This window comes from Amycolatopsis sp. NPDC033938, assembly GCF_055575975.1.
On the sequence record NZ_JBVIRO010000019.1, the window covers coordinates 20,596 to 37,705 of the forward strand.

The 17,110-nt window shown below is 68.7% G+C and carries 11 protein-coding genes; 9 read left to right on the forward strand and 2 right to left on the reverse strand.

The genetic code is table 11. From position 1 onward, the window contains the following. Positions 1–4 precede the first annotated feature (4 nt). The 9 genes from der (at position 5) to ACZ5ZX_RS33740 (ending at position 15,400) form a co-directional block, all read left to right on the forward strand. The gene (gene der, locus ACZ5ZX_RS33700; RefSeq protein ID WP_465506030.1) at positions 5–1,489 is read left to right on the forward strand and encodes a ribosome biogenesis GTPase Der; all 1,485 of its coding nucleotides are present in this window, start codon (positions 5–7) and stop codon (positions 1,487–1,489) included. Between the two features lie 246 nt (positions 1,490–1,735). After that, positions 1,736–5,638, forward strand: a complete 3,903-nt coding sequence (locus ACZ5ZX_RS33705; protein WP_465506031.1) for a Pls/PosA family non-ribosomal peptide synthetase — start codon at positions 1,736–1,738, stop codon at positions 5,636–5,638. A gap of 19 nt (positions 5,639–5,657) precedes the next feature. Continuing rightward, a complete protein-coding gene (locus tag ACZ5ZX_RS33710; RefSeq protein WP_465506032.1) occupies positions 5,658–7,070 on the forward strand; it encodes a M1 family metallopeptidase in 1,413 nt (470 codons plus the stop codon). Between the two features lie 182 nt (positions 7,071–7,252). Beyond that, complete coding sequence (locus ACZ5ZX_RS33715; RefSeq protein ID WP_465506033.1) at positions 7,253–8,176, forward strand: hypothetical protein; 924 nt, start codon at positions 7,253–7,255, stop codon at positions 8,174–8,176. A 60-nt stretch (positions 8,177–8,236) separates the two neighbouring features. Then, complete coding sequence (locus tag ACZ5ZX_RS33720) at positions 8,237–9,061, forward strand: tyrosine-type recombinase/integrase (RefSeq protein ID WP_465506034.1); 825 nt, start codon at positions 8,237–8,239, stop codon at positions 9,059–9,061. A 120-nt stretch (positions 9,062–9,181) separates the two neighbouring features. Next, entirely contained in the window at positions 9,182–11,473 is a 2,292-nt protein-coding gene (locus ACZ5ZX_RS33725) for a glycosyl hydrolase family 95 catalytic domain-containing protein (protein ID WP_465506035.1), read from the forward strand. Positions 11,474–11,476: 3 nt separating this feature from the next. Then, positions 11,477–13,768, forward strand: coding sequence for a glycosyl hydrolase family 95 catalytic domain-containing protein (locus ACZ5ZX_RS33730; protein ID WP_465506036.1), 2,292 nt, complete (start codon positions 11,477–11,479; stop codon positions 13,766–13,768). A gap of 60 nt (positions 13,769–13,828) precedes the next feature. Then, the gene (locus ACZ5ZX_RS33735; RefSeq protein ID WP_465506037.1) at positions 13,829–14,794 is read left to right on the forward strand and encodes a peptidylprolyl isomerase; all 966 of its coding nucleotides are present in this window, start codon (positions 13,829–13,831) and stop codon (positions 14,792–14,794) included. 153 nt (positions 14,795–14,947) lie between these two features. Next, the gene (locus tag ACZ5ZX_RS33740) at positions 14,948–15,400 is read left to right on the forward strand and encodes a hypothetical protein (RefSeq protein ID WP_465506038.1); all 453 of its coding nucleotides are present in this window, start codon (positions 14,948–14,950) and stop codon (positions 15,398–15,400) included. Positions 15,401–15,412: 12 nt separating this feature from the next. On the opposite strand, the gene ACZ5ZX_RS33745 is transcribed toward ACZ5ZX_RS33740, so the two are convergent. Together ACZ5ZX_RS33745 and ACZ5ZX_RS33750 are read right to left on the reverse strand one after the other, a co-directional pair. Further along, positions 15,413–16,237, reverse strand: a complete 825-nt coding sequence (locus tag ACZ5ZX_RS33745) for an NAD-dependent epimerase/dehydratase family protein (RefSeq protein ID WP_465506039.1) — start codon at positions 16,235–16,237, stop codon at positions 15,413–15,415. A gap of 36 nt (positions 16,238–16,273) precedes the next feature. Further along, entirely contained in the window at positions 16,274–17,086 is an 813-nt protein-coding gene (locus tag ACZ5ZX_RS33750; RefSeq protein WP_465506040.1) for an IclR family transcriptional regulator, read from the reverse strand. Positions 17,087–17,110: the final 24 nt, after the last annotated feature.

A 17,110-nucleotide genomic window follows, 5' to 3' on the forward strand; every position in this document is an offset into this window, starting at 1 on the left:
GTAGATGACAGAGCTTGACGGAGTCGGCGAAATCGACGGCTCCTGGTCCGACGAGTCCGAATTCACCGCGCTCGACGCGCAGATCGCCGCCGGCGAGGCCGAGGAGGAGGCACAGCTCGCGCAGCCGGTCCTCGCCGTGGTCGGCAGGCCGAACGTGGGCAAGTCGACCCTGGTCAACCGCATTCTCGGCCGCCGCGAGGCGGTCGTGCAGGACGTGCCCGGCGTGACCCGGGACCGCGTCGCCTACGACGCCTTCTGGGCGGGCCGCCGGTTCACCCTGGTCGACACGGGCGGCTGGGAGCCGGACGCGACCGGGCTGCAGGCCGCCGTCGCCGCGCAGGCCGAGATGGCGATGGCCACCGCCGACGCGGTGCTGCTGGTCATCGACGCCAGTGTCGGCGCGACGGCCACCGACGAGGCCGTTTCCAAGGTGCTGCGCCGCTCGAAGAAGCCGGTGCTGCTCGCCGCCAACAAGGTCGACGACGACCGCCTGCTCGCCGACACCGCGTCGCTGTGGTCTCTCGGCCTCGGCGAGCCGTACCCGGTCAGCGCGTTGCACGGCCGTAGCTCCGGCGACCTGCTCGACGCGATCGTCAAGGCACTGCCGTCGATGCCGCGTGACGGCGACCGCGCCACCACCGGCCCGCGCCGCGTCGCGCTGGTCGGCAAGCCGAACGTGGGCAAGTCGAGCCTGCTGAACAAGCTTTCCGGCGAGGTACGGTCCGTCGTGGACTCGGTCGCCGGCACAACGGTCGACCCGGTCGACTCGCTGGTCGAGCTGGACGGCGACACGTGGCGGTTCGTCGACACGGCGGGTCTGCGCAAGCGCGTCAACTCCGCGAACGGCGCGGAGTACTACGCGTCGCTGCGGACGAAGACCGCGATCGACGCGGCCGAGGTCGCGATCGTGCTGCTGGACGCCGCCGAGCCGCTTTCGGAGCAGGACCTGCGGGTGCTGACCATGGTGGTCGAGGCGGGGCGCGCCTGCGTGCTCGCGTTCAACAAATGGGACCTCGTCGACGAGGACCGCCGCCACGCGATGGTCCGCGAACTGGACCGCGGCCTGGTGCGGGTGCCGTGGGCGGAGAAGGTCAACATCTCCGCGCTCACCGGCCGTTCCGTGCGCAAGCTGGCGCCGGCGCTGCGGACCGCGCTGAAGTCCTGGGACCAGCGGGTGCCCACCGGTCAGCTGAACGGCTGGCTCGCCGACCTCATCGCCGCGACCCCGCCGCCGGTGCGTGGTGGCAAGCAGCCGAAGGTGCTGTTCGCGACCCAGGCCGGCATCCGGCCGCCGACGCTGGTCCTGTTCACCACCGGCTTCCTCGAGGCGGGCTACCGCCGGTTCATCGAACGCAAATTCCGCGAGCGCTTCGGCTTCGAAGGCAGCCCCGTCCGGGTGAATGTCCGGGTTCGGGAAAAGAAGCAAAGGCCCAAGGTCGGCGGAAAAGCGGCAGGCGGAAAAACGTCGGGGAAACCGAAAAACCGCTGATTTCTCATGATGTAGGTGAATAGTTCACTGGGTGGACACGTCGATGACCTCGCGTTACGGCGTGTCCACCGGTGAGTTTCGACACTCTGCCGAGACCCTCCCGAGATATGTCGTCGGCCTGCGGTAAAGTCATAGGTCTGTTAGCGGGCGCCTCATTCGGAGAGCGAGCCCGAATGACGCACTTCGCGAAAGGTGTGTGATGGGCTTGAGCGCCCATGGTTCTGTCCTGCCCGTGGTGACCGCCCGATGACCCTGACCGCCGACTCCCGTCCGCCCTCCTGTGTCACCGATGGCACGGTCGCCCCGCCGGAAACCCCGATCGCCGGCAGCGCCCTGTTCTGGTCCGGGCCCGGCGCCGGTGAGCGCACCCTGATCGACATCCTCGCCGAGACCGCCCTCCGCCACCCCAACGCGGGCGCGATCGACGACGGCGAGACCACGCTTTCCTACCGCAAGCTCGTCGAAGAGATCGACGACTACGGCCGCAAGCTGACCGCCAACGGCGTCGGCGTCGGCGACCGGGTCGGCGTCCGGATCTCCTCCGGCACCGCCGAGCTGTACGTCGCCATCCTCGCGATCCTGTCCGTCGGCGCCGCCTACGTGCCGGTCGACGCGGACGACCCCGACGAGCGCGCCGAACTGGTCTTCGGCGAGGCCGACGTCGCCGCCGTCGTCACCGATGGCGGCGCGATCACCGTGCTCGGCTCGCCCGGCGGAGTCGAAGGCTCGCCGTCCCCGGCCGACGACGCGTGGATCATCTTCACCTCGGGTTCGACCGGTAAGCCGAAGGGTGTCGCGGTCTCGCACGCGTCCGCCGCGGCGTTCGTCGACGCCGAAGCCCAGCTGTTCTTGACCGAGGAGCCGATCGGCCCCGGCGACCGGGTGCTCGCCGGCCTGTCCGTCGCCTTCGACGCGTCCTGTGAAGAGATGTGGCTCGCCTGGCGCCACGGCGCCTGCCTGGTCCCGGCGCCGCGTTCGCTGGTGCGCACCGGCGTCGACCTCGGCCCGTGGCTGGTCGCGCAGGGCATCACCGTCGTCTCGACCGTGCCGACGCTGGCCGCGCTGTGGCCGTCCGACGCGCTCGAAGACGTCCGCCTGCTGATCTTCGGTGGCGAAGCCTGCCCGCCGGAACTGGCCGAGCGCGTCGCCGTCGAGGGCCGCGAAGTCTGGAACACCTACGGCCCGACCGAGGCCACCGTCGTCGCCTGCGCCGCGCAGATGACCGGTGAGGGCCCCGTCCGGATCGGCCTGCCGCTGCTGGGCTGGCAGCTCGCCGTCGTCAACGAGGCAGGCGAGCCGGTCGCGATGGGGGAGACCGGCGAACTGGTCATCGGGGGCGTCGGCCTTGCCCGCTACCTCGACCCGGAGAAGGACGCCGAGAAGTTCGCGCCGCTGCCCTCGCTGGGCTGGCGCCGCGCGTACCGCAGCGGTGACATGGTCCGCGCCGAGGCCGAGGGGCTGCTGTTCCTCGGGCGCCTCGACGAACAGGTCAAACTCGGCGGCCGCCGGATCGAACTCGGCGAGGTCGACGCCGCGCTCCAGGCGCTGCCCGGGGTGCAGGGCGCCGCCGCCGCGATCCGCCGCACCAAGGCGGGAAACCAGGTCCTCGTCGGCTATGTCGTGCCTGCCGAAGGCGTCGAATTCGATCACGACGAGGCCGCGACCCGGCTGCGTGAGCAGCTGCCCGCCGCACTCGTCCCGTTGCTGGCACTGGTCGGCGACCTGCCGACGCGGACGTCCGGCAAGGTCGACCGCGACGCCCTGCCCTGGCCGCTGTCCACTGTGGACGCCGCGAAATCCGGGCTGTCGCCGACGGAGAGCTGGCTGGCCGAAGGCTGGGCCGAGATCCTGGGTGTTTCGGTCGACAACCCGAAGGCCGACTTCTTCACCAACGGCGGCGGGAGCCTGACGGCCGCGCAGCTGATCGCACGGATCCGCACCCGGCATCCGCAGGTGTCGGTCAACGACATCTACGCCAACCCGAAGCTCGGCGCACTGGCGTCGCTGCTGGACGCGCTCAGCGGTGAGAGGACCGAACGCCGCGACATCGCGCCGACCCCGCGCAAGGCCGGGATCATCCAGGCCCTGCTGATGGTTCCGCTGATGGGTCTGGTCGGCCTGCGCTGGACGACGATCGCCGCGACGCTGTCGAACGTGCTCTCCCTCGCCGGTTTCGGCTGGGCCCCGACGCTGAACTGGGCGTGGATCGCCGTCGCGTGGGTCGCGTTGTTCAGCCCGGCCGGCCGGATCGCGATCTCGGCGACCGGTTCGCGGCTGTTGCTGCGCGGCGTCCGCCCCGGCAGCTACCCGCGTGGCGGCAATGTCCACTTGCGACTGTGGACGGCCGAGAAGCTCGCCGAGTTCAGCGGCGCGGACAGTGTCGCGGGCGCGTCCTGGATGACGACGTACGCCAAGGCCCTCGGCGCGCGGATCGCCAAGGACGTCGACCTGCACTCGCCGCCGCCGGTCACCGGCATGCTGAAACTGGGCCGTGGTGCCGCCGTCGAACCCGAGGTCGACCTGACCGGGCATTGGGTGGACGGCGATCTCGTGCACATCGGCAAGATCCGGATCGGCGCGGACGCGCGGATCGGCTCACGCAGCACGCTGTTCCCCGGCGCGCGGATCGGCAAGGGCGCGGAGATCGCGGCCGGTTCGACCGTGCGCGGCGTCGTTCCCGCCGGGCAGCGCTGGGCGGGTGCCCCCGCGGCGCGGACCACCAAGGACTCGTTGAAGTGGCCGTCGAGCCGCCCGCCGCGTTCGCGGTTCTGGTCGTCGGTCTACGGCGTGACCTCGGTCGCGCTCGGCCTGCTGCCCGCCGTCGCCGCGCTCCCGGCCGTCGCGGTGCTCGGATACGCGATCGCCGGTGCTCCTTCGCTGGGCGCGGCGCTCGGCCAGGCTCTCCTGTTCACCCCGCTCGCGACCATCGCGTACTTCGTGACCTACGCCCTGCTCGTGCTGGCGGGCGTCCGTTCGCTGAGCATCGGCATGGTCGAGGGTTACCACCCGGTGCACGGCCGGGTCGCGTGGCAGGTCTGGGCGACCGAACGGTTGATGGGCATGGCGCGTGAAGGGCTGTTCCCCTTGTACGCCAGCCTGTTCACCCCGGTGTGGCTCCGGCTGCTCGGCGCGAAGGTCGGCCGCAACGTGGAGGCGTCCACCGTCCTCGCGGTGCCGAAGATGACCCAGGTGGACAGTGGTGCCTTCCTCGCGGACGACACCATGGTCGCCACCTACGAACTCGGCCACGGCTGGCTGCACGTCGCGCCCGCCCGGATCGGCAAGCAGGCGTTCCTCGGCAACTCGGGGATGACCGCGCCCGGCCGTTCCGTGCCCAAACGAGGCCTGGTCGGTGTGCTGTCTTCGACCCCGTTGAAGGCAAAGAAGGGCTCTTCGTACCTCGGGATGCCGCCGCTGCCGGTCCGCCGGTCGGTCGGTGAATCCGACACGAGCCGCACCTTCACGCCGCCGCTGCGGCTGAAGGCGGCTCGCGCGCTGGTCGAACTGTGCCGGATCGTGCCGGTGATGTGCGGTGTCGCGCTCACCGTGCTGGTGGCCGCCGGGATCTTCGCGCTGGCGTCGTCGTTCGGCTTCCTGGTCGCCGTGCTGCTCGGCGGGCCGCTGCTGCTCGCCGCCGGTGCCGTCGCCGCGCTGACCGCCACCGCGATGAAATGGCTGCTGGTGGGCAAGTTCCGCGCCGTCGACCATCCCCTGTGGAGTTCGTTCGTCTGGCGCAACGAACTCGCCGACACCTTCGTCGAGGCGCTCGCCGTGCCCTGGCTGGTCGGTTCACTGGGCGGCACGCCGCTGCTGCCCGCGTGGCTGCGCACCCTGGGCGTCAAGATCGGTCGCGGTGTGTGGCTGGAGACGTACTGGCTGCCCGAATCGGACCTCGTCAGCCTCGGCGACGGCGCCACCATCAACCGCGGTTGTGTCGTGCAGACGCACCTTTTCCACGACCGGATCATGACGATGTCGCCGGTGACCCTGGACGAGGGAGCGACGCTCGGGCCGCACGGTATCGTGTTGCCCGGCGCGAGCATCGGCGCGCGGACGACCGTCGGACCGGGGTCTCTGGTGACCCGGGGCGACGCGGTCCCCGCCGACTCGCGGTGGCTCGGGAATCCCATCTCGGCCTGGACGAAGTAGGAAAGCGGGGTCTTCGCGGGTGATTTCGAAGGCCTCCGCGCAACCCTCACCCGGCGCGGACACCTCCGGCGACTCCTATCTGCCCCAGCACGGCAACGGCGGTTACCGTGTCCGGCACTACGATCTGGAGCTGGACTACAAGATCGGTCCCAACCGGCTTTCGGCCTCCGCGACGATCACCGCGGAGGCCACGCAGGCGCTGTCGCGGTTCACGCTCGACTTCGGCGAATTCCGGATCAACCGGGTGCTGGTCAACGGGAAACCCGCCAAGTACACGCGGCGCGGGCACAAGCTGAACGTGAAGCCGGCGAAGTCGCTGCCCGCCGGTTCGCAGTTCCTCGCCGAGGTCCACTATGTCGGCAACCCGCGCCCGATCCCCGGGCTGTGGGGCGACATCGGCTGGGACGAACTGACCGACGGCTCGCTCGTCGCGAGCCAGCCGGTCGGCGCGCCGTCGTGGTTCCCGTGCAACGACCATCCGGCGGACAAGGCGACCTACCGCGTCGCGCTGACGACGTCGTCGCCGTACCTCGTCGCGGTCACCGGGAACCTGGTGGAGCGGCACAGTCGCGCGAGTACCACCCGGTGGGTCTTCGAACGGCCCGAGCCGACGCCGACGTACCTGATGAGTGTCCAAATCGGACGGTACGACGACATCGAACTGGTCTCGGGCGCCATCCCCGGCTGGTTCTCCCATCCGGAAGCCGCCGCGTACCGGATCAGCCTCGTCGGGGATCAGGTGCTGGCTTCCGTTCCGCAGCGGGCCGCCGTGCCGCCGCGGCTGCGCCGCGCGTTCTCCCGCGATTTCGGGCGACAGGGCCAGATCATGGACGCCCTGCAGCGGCTGTTCGGCCCCTACCCGTTCGGCGAGTACGTCATCGTGGTCACCGACGACGACCTCGACGACCCGATCGAAGCACAAGGCATGTCGATCTTCGGCGCCAACCACGTCGACGGACGGCGCACCCACGAACGGCTCGTCGTGCACGAACTGGCGCATCAGTGGTTCGGCAACAGCCTGACCGTCGCGGACTGGCGGCACATCTGGCTGAACGAGGGCTTCGCGACCTACGCGGAATGGCTCTGGTCCGAGGAATCCGGCGGGCAGAGCGCGCACTCGTGGGCGAAGACGTGGCACGCGCGGATGAAGGTCAAACCGGCGGACCTGCGCCTGTCCGACCCCGGCGTGGCGCGGATGTTCGACGAGCGAGTGTACAAACGCGGCGGCCTTCTGTTGCACGCCTTGCGTTCCACGGTCGGTGACGAGGTGTTCTTCCCGCTGGTGAAGGCCTGGGCGACGGAGAACCGGCACGGTCTGGTGACCACTGCGGCTTTCGTGGCGCTTGCCGAACGCTTTGCGGGGCGCTCTCTCGCCGGCTTCTTTGCGGCTTGGCTGGACGCTCCGGCGCTGCCTCCGCTCCCCGCTCTCTAGGGCTGATGCTCACGCGGGCTGGCTCTGGGATGTCGCAAAGGCCTCCTTTGCGACGATCAACGTCGCAAAGGAGGCCTTTGCGACATCGGGCAGTTGTCCACAGTGGTACTGGTGTGGCGAGTTGTCCACAGGTCGCTGAAACGCACTGGCGAGACCGTCGCTGAGGCGTCGACGATCACTGTGTGAAAACCGGAGACTGGGCCCGGGATCCCGATGGCCTCTACTCGCACAGCCTTGGTGGCGTGATCACCGTCGCCCGGCTCGGGGAACTTGGCGTTCCCTCCAGAACCTGCTATCGCCGTTGTCTCCCGGGGCGGCCCTGGCGACGGTTGCTGCCAGGCGTGGTGTTGCTCGGCGCGGGTGAGCCCACCTACCGGCAGATGATCGATGCCGCGTTGCTCTACGCCGGACAAGACGCGGTGGTGACCGGTGCCGCGGCTTGCCGCCGATGGGGCTTGACCGCGATGCCATCCGGTCCGGCTCGGGTTCACCTCCTCGTCCCGCACGAACAGAAGACCGTGAGCGCCGGCTTTGTGATCGTCGAGCGCACGACGCGGATGCCACGACCGCGCTTCGAGGAAGGCGTTCCGGTGGCGCCGTTCGCCCGGGCTGTTCTCGACCTGTGCCGGAGGCTCGGTTCGCCCAGGGCGGTTTCCGCCTTGCTGACCGAGGCCGTGCAGTCGGGTGGGCTGAGCCCGGCGAAGTTGCTGGAGGAACTCGACGCGGGAAGCAATCGTGGTACGGCTATCCCGCGCGCGGCGCTCCAGCACATCATCGCCGGAGCGCGGTCGGTCGCCGAAATCGACGCGATGAGGGTGTGGCACCTTTCCGGCCTTCCCGAGCCGATCTGGAACCACGAGCTGCGAGACGAAAGCGGCGAGTACATCGCGACACCCGATGGCTACTTCAAGGAAGTCCGCCTGGCCTGGGAAATCGACTCCTACGACTTCCACTTCACAAAGAAGGATTACGCGAGGACCTTGGACAGAAACGCCAGGTACGCCACGGCGGGGATCGCCGTGCTGCAAACCCTCCCCAGTCGGCTTCGCTCAGAACCCGAGGCGGTGGCCGAAGAACTTCGTGTGTCGTACGACGCTCGCCGGTAAATCGGTGGTCGACGGTCCGGCCGTCTCGCTATCGTCTCTTCGCCGACATGGGGGAGAGACATGGGACGGAAGAGTCCGCAGGAGAAGAAGCGCCTGAGCTATGCCAAGGACCGTCGCAACGAATTCGGTGAGAACGACAAATCCTCCCGTAAGAACATCCCTCGGCACAAACGGCGTGTGAACCGGGAGAACCGGCATCGCGATCAGCGGATGCTGACGTCGGCCCGCGGACCGGTGGACGTCGAGCGTGCGGCGACTGCCGAGGAAGACCTGTTGAAGGTCCGGCACAGGCGGTGGCGGAAGTGGCCCGACAGCCCGCTGGGTGACCACGTGCGCGGAAAGCTGGCCCAGGTCGACCTGGGTAGGTCGTTCGAAGCGGCGACGTTGTCGCCCTTGACCGATGGCGAACTCGGCGGATTGCTGGCGGCCGCGGCCCACTTCTTGTCGCCCAAGGACGCGGCGGTCCTGCACTTCTTGAGTCACACCGGGATCCGTGTCACCGAACTCGCCGCCCTGGAGCTGGGAGACGTGTCGAACGACTCGGTCACCGTGCGTGGCGGACGGCGGCGGACGATTCCGCTCCGGCCCGAACTTCGTCCCTTGCTTGAAGCCTATCTCCGGGTACGCGCCGAGCGGCCGGGTGCCGATGAGACAACGGCGTACTTCCTCCACGCTTTGGGTTGCCGGGTGTCACCCGGGTCGGTCAACGGTGTTGTCGCCGGTTTCGGGAAACTGATCGGCCTGCCGGAGCTCTCCGCGCGAACCTTGCGCAAGACGTTCGCCGTCAACCTTCTCCGTGACGGCGCCGACCTCGAAACCGTCTCCGGGTTGCTCGGTCACGCATCGCCTGACGCCACCCGGGCTTACCTCGCCACTGACCGATAGGTCGGATGTATCTGCCGCTTTCCGGGTGAGCACTCTGGTCAAAGCGTGATGTTCTCTGGAAATATGCACGTTGCCAGAGCTTGACTCTGGCGAAACGTAATATGTATCCGGAGGCGACTCATGGCCGAGCTGTCGAGGCGATCCATGCTGAAGGTCACCGCGGGGGCGGCGGCGCTAGGTGGGCTCTGGGTTCAGGGTGCCCCTCCGGCGCTCGCCGGGCAGGACGTTCACCGGCAGATCGTCGACGACGCGCGCATGGTCTGGAAGCGCGTGCCGAAGAGCTGGCAGGACGGGCCCTTCCTCGCCAACGGCTTCCTCGGGATGCAGTTCTACGCGGGCGCGCAGCCGAACGTCCTCAAAGTGATGCTCAGTCATTCCCAGGTCCAGGACCAGCGCGGACAGTGGGAAGCGGGCATCGGGTACTCGCGGCTCCCGATCGGCTACCTCACCCTTGCCTTCGAGGGCGCGATCACGGCGGTGGACTGGCAGCTCGACCTCTACAACGCCGAACTCGGCGGCACGATCACCACCACCCGGGGTTCGGCGCGGTTCTCCGCGCTGGTCCACAACGACCAGGACCTCCTGCTCGTCTCGCTCACCGGGGAGGCGGCCTCGGAGTGGGGGTTCACGCCGCTCAAATCTGCGACGACCCGGACGGTCCGCAAGCCGCCGGACTACACGGCCAATCCTGATCCGAAGCTCGCCAGTGCGGGCGCGGTCCGGTACTGCGAGCAGCCGTTGCACGCGGGCGGCGGGTACACGACGGCGTGGCGTGAGCGGACCGTCGGCACGCGACGGCTGCTGGCGGCGACGGTCGCGTACGGGTTTCCGAAACCGACCCACACCGCCGAGGCGATCACGACGGTCCAGCGCGCGTCGGCGACGAACCCGGATGTGCTCGTCGCCGATCACCGACGTTGGTGGAACGCCTTCTACCGGCGCAGTTTCGTGTCCATTCCGGACAAACGCGTCCAGCGGTTCTACTGGATCCAGTTGTACAAGACCGCGTGCGCCACCCGTGCGAACGGACCGGTGGTCGCCGAGTGGGGGCCGTGGTTCCCGGAGGTCGGCAACAGCTGGACAGCGGTGTGGTGGAACCTCAATGTCCAGGTCACCTACCCGATCGTCAACAGCAGCAACCATCCCGAACTCGACGCCGTCACCGCGACCTTCCGCCGTGACCACGCCAACCTCGAGCTTTCGGTGCCTCCCGCTTACCGCGACGGCGACACCTACGCCCTTTCGCATCCGGGGGACTGGCGGCTGCGGCCAGGCGGCACGCGTGCGGTCGGGATTCCCGGTCCGGCCACGAAGAACGATCAGACCGGCAACCTGATCTGGGGTCTGCACAACGTCTGGCTCGCGTATCGGCACAGCATGGACATCCGCGTCCTTCGGGACGTCCTGTACCCGACGCTCGCCAAGGCGCTCAACTACTACCGCCACTTCCTCGCCGCCGGCACGGACGGCGCCCTGCATCTCCCGATGACCCGATCGCCCGAGTACGCCGACGCGGCCGACTGCACGTACGACCTCTCGCTGATCCGCTGGGCGGCGCGGACCCTGGTCGAATCGGCCGCCAAGCTGCGCATCGACGACCCGCGGGTGCCCGTCTGGCGGGAGGTCGGTGAGAAACTGGTGCCGTACCACCAGGATCCGGCTCAGGGAGTGCTCATCGGCGAAGGTGTGCCGCTCGCCGAATCGCATCGGCACTTCTCGCATCTGCTCTGGCTCTATCCGTTACGTGAGAAGCTCTGGGATCGTCCCGATGATCGGGACATCATGCGCCGCACCTTCGCGCATTGGTCGAGTCTTCAAGCCAAGTGGCACGGTTACAGTTTCGCGGCCGCGTCGTCGATGAGTTCGGTGATGGACGCGCCCGAAGAAGCCTTGCGGTACCTGAAGATCTTCCTCGACGGGACCGTCGTGGCCGATACCCAGCTGACGCCGAACACGATGTACCGGGAGGGCGCGAACCTCGCCATCGAAAGCCCCATCACCGCCGCGCAATCCCTTGTGGACATGCTCTTGCAGGGTGGCCACGGGATACTGAAGGTCTTCCCGTCGGTGTCGTCGACGTGGCGGGAGGCGTCTTTCGAAAGCTTGCGTGCGGAGGGTGCCTTCCTCGTCGACGCGTCTCGCCGGGACGGCGCGACCGAATGGGTTCGCGTGCGCAGTGAGGCGGGGGAGCCGTTGACTCTCCAGCACGGGATCACTGGCCCGATCGAGGTCCGCGACGCGCGTGGACGCCCTTTGCCTTGGCGGGCCGAAGGTCCGGGCACGATCTCGGTCCCGCTCGGCCGAGGCGGGACAGCCGTCATCACTCGACGCGGCGCTCGCCCGGAGCTGGAGCCCCGCGACGTGCCCGGTGATCGTGCGACTCCGGCATGGGGACTCGACCAGGAGGGCTGAAGGATGGACATCACCCGCAGAACGGTGCTCGGGGGAGCGCTCGCCGGTGTGGCCGCGGCCGGATTCACGCCATCCGCCTCGGCGGTGGAGAACGACTTCGCGCTCAGTGACATCGACTGGCCGGCCTTCCTCGCTTCGGCCGACCTCGTCTGGCGAAGGATGCCGAAGGCCTGGTACGAGGGTCCGTTCCTGGGCAACGGATTCCTGGGCTCGGGAATCTACGCGGAACCAGACCGGAACGCCGTCCGGTTCACCGTCCAGCACAGTGAGGTTCAGGACCACCGGCCCGAATTCGGTTCGCTGTTCGGGCTTGCCCGGCTGCCGATCGGGCATTTCACCTTCGAACCGGTCGGTGCCATCACCGGGATCGACTGGCGGATGGATCTCTGGAACGCCGAACTCCGCGGCACGATCACCACGGCCGCGGGAAGCCTCTCGCTGCGGGCGATCGTCCACACCGGACAGTCGCTGCTCGCCGTCGAGATCGAGCCGACCGAAGGGGAACGCGGCTTCCGGTGGGTCTTCCACCCGGCCGAGGCGGTGAGCCCGAGAACGGATCCGAAGTTCGGGAAGCCGCCGCCCGCCGGGTACGTCGCCAACCCGGCCGCGACACTGGAAAGCAGCGGTGACACCACGCTTTCGGTGCAGAGCCTGCTGGCGGGCGGTGAGCATGTCACGGCGTGGCGCGAGATCACGCGGGGTTCCAAGCGCACGCTGTACACGTCGGTCACCTGGTCGCATCCGAAGAGGACGGCCGCGAGAGAGGCACTGAAGACGGTACGCCGCGCCGATTCGTTCGACGTCCTCGCGATCGAGCACCGGCGCTGGTGGCACGACTACTACCGGCACGGTTTCCTGTCCATTCCGGACAGTCGCCTGCAGGGCTTCTACTGGATCCAGCTGTACAAGATCGCCTCCGCCGCGCGCCGGGAAGCGCCGGTGATGGCGACCTGCGGACCGTGGCTCGAACCGACTCCGTGGCCGGCGACGTGGTGGAACCTGAACGTCCAGCTGGAGTATTGGCTCATCCACGGGTCGAACCACCTGGAACTCGACGCCGTCAGTCACGCGCTCGGCAAGTACCGCGCGAACCTGACGAGCCAGGTCGCCGAGCCGTATCAGCACGATTCGGCGGGTATCCCGCGGACGACCGACATGACCCTGCTCAACGGCGCGGTCGGGACGAACTCCGGTTTCCCGGTCGGTGTCCCCGGTAAGGAAACCCCGACGCCGGAGGTCGGCAATCTCACCTGGGCGCTGCACAACGTCTGGCTGTCCTATCGGCACACGATGGACCGGGTTCTTCTGCGGGACACGCTGTTCCCCTTGCTGCGCAAGGCGATCAACTACTATCTGCATTTCCTCGCGCCCGGCGCCGACGGGAAACTGCATCTGCCGCCGACGTTCTCACCGGAGTACGGCGTCAACGCGGCCGACTGTACTTACGACCTCTCGCTGATCCGCTGGGGTTGCAAGACGTTGCTGGATTCGGCGGCCGAGTTGCGCATCGACGACCCGCTGGTGGGGCGGTGGCGGGAGGTCCTGGCGACGCTGGCCCCGTATCCGGTCGACGCCAACGGGTTCATGATCGGTGCGGGGGTGCCGTTCGCGAAGTCGCATCGGCACTACTCGCATCTGCTGCAGGTCTACCCGCTGTACGAGATCACCTGGGAGCGGCCGGAGCACCGGAGTGTCATCGAGACCTCGCTCGACCACTGGGTGGGCTTCGAAGGCGCGCTGCAGGGCTACACGTTCACCGGTGCCGCGTCGATGTCGGCGCAGATGCTGCGCGGGGAGAAGGCGGAGTTCTACCTCGGCGAGCTGCAACGGCGCTACCTCCAGCCGAACACGATGTACAAGGAGTCCGGTCCGGTCATCGAAACGCCGCTTTCGGCAGCGCAGTCGCTGCACGACATGCTGGTGCAGAGCTGGGGCGGGGTCATCCGGCTCTTCCCGGCCGTGCCCACCCGTTGGGCGGACGTCGCGCTGCGGGACTTCCGGACGGAGGGAGCGTTCCTGCTCAGCGCGTCCCGGCAGGGCGGGAAGACACGCTGGGTCAAGGTCGTCAGCGAGGCCGGGGCGCCCTGTGTGCTCCGGGCGGACATGGACGGGGAGTTGACCGTCCGGGACCGGCGGGGGAGGCCGAAGCGATGGCGGCGCCTGGCGAACGGGGACGTCCGGATCGATCTGCGGCGTGGCGAAGAGGCCATCCTGTACCGCGAAGGTGACCGGCCGGACTTCGGGATCCGGCCGGTTCCGGCGAACGGAAACGACGCGCCGTGGGGGATGCCGTGACGCCGTGAGCGGCGATACGCGAGAGTGTTCCTGAACTTCCTCCGGACGACAGGAGCACAGATGTCCCAGCCACCGCAGCCGGGCGAGCCCGAAGGCCAGACGCCCGACGCCGGGGCTCCGCAGGGGCAGCCGTATCAGCCCTATCAACAGCCTTATCCGCAACAGGGCTGGTACGGGGCTCCGCAGCAACCGCCGCCGTCGTCGAACAAGACGGCGTTGTGGATCGGGCTGGGCGTGCTGGGGCTCGTGGTGGTGGTCGCCGTCGTGGCGATCACCGGATTCGTGGCGCCGGGATTCTTCTTGTCGGATTCCAAGGGCAAGAACGCTGTCGCGTCCTCGTCCTCTCCGGCTCCGACTTCGAGTGACCAGGAAACGACGACGGCACAGAGTCCGGTGCAAATCCCGGCAGACCGGGTCGCGCTGCCGAAACGGGCGACGCCGCTGCCGGATCCGGCGAACTGCGTCTACCAGCCGGACACCAGTGGCCCGGTGCCGAAGAAGGTGAACCCGCCCGCGGCGGGACCCACTCCGGCGAGTGGCACGACGGCGGTCACCGTCAAGACGACCGCGGGCGACATCGGGCTCACGCTGGACCGGGCACTCGCCCCGTGCACCGTCGCGAACTTCCTCTCGTTGGCACAGCAGGGTTACTACGACGGGCACTCGTGCCACCGGCTCGGTACGTCGGGACTGCAGATGCTCCAGTGCGGCGACCCGGCGGGCACCGGGACGGGCGGTCCGGGATACACCGTCCCGGACGAGGTCTTCCCCGAGCTCAAGTACGGCCGGGGCATCCTCGCGATGGCGAAGAAGCAGGCGCCGGACTCGGGCGGAAGCCAGTTCTTCATGGTCTTCGGTGAAGCGGAACTGCCGCCGGAGTACACGGTGTTCGGAAGCATTTCCGACGCCGGTTTGCAGACGCTGGACAAGGTCGCGCGCGGCGGGGTGGACGACGCGAAGGGGCCCGGCGATGGAACGGGGCCGCCGAACACCACGGTGACGTTCCAGTCGATCGCGGTGGGCTGAACACGCGGTAGCGGGGAAGGTCTGGCGCCGTATCGGACCCTCGCCTGAGCCGTCTTCGTCCGTCCGGCCCAATCCGCCTCTCCCACCTTGCCGGATACTCCGTATTGGAGTAGGGAAATACTCTGATACGGAGTATCCGCTGCGAGGTGTCCCATGGCTCAGACACCACCTGCTCTCGCCACCGAGTGGACCCGCCTGCGCCGGTCCGCCCTGGCCTTCTCGGCGATCGCCGCCGCGGTGTTCGGCCTGCTGGCCGTCCGCGGCGCGGGGTTACGCGGGTTCAGCCTCGGCGAACCCGTCCATTTCGGTGAGTGGTTCATCGCCCTGGCCTGGATATCCGCCGTCCTCGCACCAGTGCTGGCCTGGATTTTCGTCGGCCTGGCCGTGGTCGTGGGCGGCATCGTCCTCCTGACCAGGAACTCCCGGTCGGGCCCCCGGTTCCTCGAGTCCGGCTTCCATGCCGTTCTGGTCATCGCGTTCTACACGCTGGTCCCCGTCGTGCTGTTGTCCATCGGGCCGTTCGTACTCTGGACGGTCTTCTGGGTCGGGGCAGGATTCGGCACCTGTGTCCCTCCTGGCTGCGAGGCGGTCCCGGCTGTCCCCTGACGCGCGAGAGTCTCAGAGCGGGTTGTGCGCTCCCAGCGGGGCGGTGCAGAACGGCCCGCCGACGTACTCCGCCGCAGCACCGGTCGGCGCGGGCTTGTCGGCCAGCTGGTCCGCGTAGGTTTCCGCGTTGTCGAGCGATTTGTAGCCCAGCTCTTCGGCTTCGGCGAGCGAGTAGATCCGGCGCGTGTTGTCGGAGACGCCCCAGATCAGCCGGTAGCCGGGCGAGGGGTAGCTCAGGCACGCCTCGAACAGGCGGGCGCCGTCGTCGGGGGAGAGCCAGGTCGTCAGGCCGCGGGGGCCGAGCACGAGCGGGTTCTCGAAGCACGAGCCGATCCGGATGACGATCACGTCCATGCCGAACCGCGAGTGGTACAGGCTGCCCAGCGATTCGATGGCGGCCTTGCTGACGCCGTAGTAGGTGTCGGGCCGAGGTGTCGAGTCGGCGGGGAGGCCGTTCTCGCCTGCTTCGTCGTTGCGGCGGAAACCGACGGCGTGGTTGCTGGAGGCCAGGATCACGCGCGGCACACCGGCCGCGCGCGCGGCTTCGAGGACGGTGTGGGTGCCGTTGATGTTGACGTCGAGCGTCGCTTCCCACGAGTTCTCGCGGCTGTGCCCGCCGAGGTGGATCAGCGCGTCGACGCCTTCGCACGCCTTCGCCATCGCTTCCGGGTCGGTCACCGACGCGGTGATCAGCTCGACGCTCTCACCGGATTCCGGCTCGGGCTGCGGAGCCAGGTCGAGCAGGCGCAACACCCGTCCGGAACGGCGCAGCCGCGGCCGCATCAGGGTGCCGACGATGCCCGCCGAGCCGGTGATCAGGACGCGCTGGTCTGCCATGGGAGCCCCTTGTCTGTCGGAGAAGAACGGGAATGATCAGCGGATACCGGCGCGGCGCAGCTGCTGGCCGAGCTCGGCGGTGATTTCGGCGAGGAGTTCGCCGACGCGCTGAGCGTCGGCGTCGGTGACTTCGGTGACCGGCATGGAGCAGCTGATCGCGTCCGTGCCGGGGATGCGGTAGGGAATCACGGCCGCCACGCAGCGGACGCCGAGGCTGCCTTCCTCGATTTCCGCCGCGTAGCCGCGCTCGCGGGTCTTCGCGCATTCGGCGTGCAGCGCCTCGACCGTGGTGATGGTGTTCGGGGTCAGCGCCGGCAGCTCTCCGGTCAGGAGTCCGTCGATCTCGTCGTGCGTCAGCTCGGCCAGCAACGCCTTCCCGAGCGCTGTCGCGTGCGTGGGCAGGGTGCGGCCGACGCGGGAGACGAGATGTGTCGAGTGCCGTGACTCCCGCGTCTCCAGGTAGACGACGTCGGTGCCCTCGCGGCGCGCGAAGTGCGCGGTGAAGCCGGTCTTCTCCCGGATCCGCTCCAGCGCCTCGGTCGCGAACGGGACGACCGGGTCGCGGTCCAGGTAGGCCGTGCCGCAGATCAGCGCGCGCACGCCGAGGCGGTAGCGGGCGGTGTTGGTGTCCACTTCCAGCCAGCCGGCTTCGAGCAGGGTGCGCAGCAATCCGTGCAGGCTCGACCTCGGGAAACCCGTGCGCGCGTGGAGATCCGAGAGGGACAGCCAGACGTCGTTGGCGGCGAAGGTTTCGATCAGGTCGATCGCCCGCCGCGCGGATTTCACCCCGGCCGGTTCGGCGGCGGACGAGCCGTTCGCCACGGTGACAGCGGCTTCCTGCTGTGGCATCCGCACTCCTCCATCCGGCCGTTG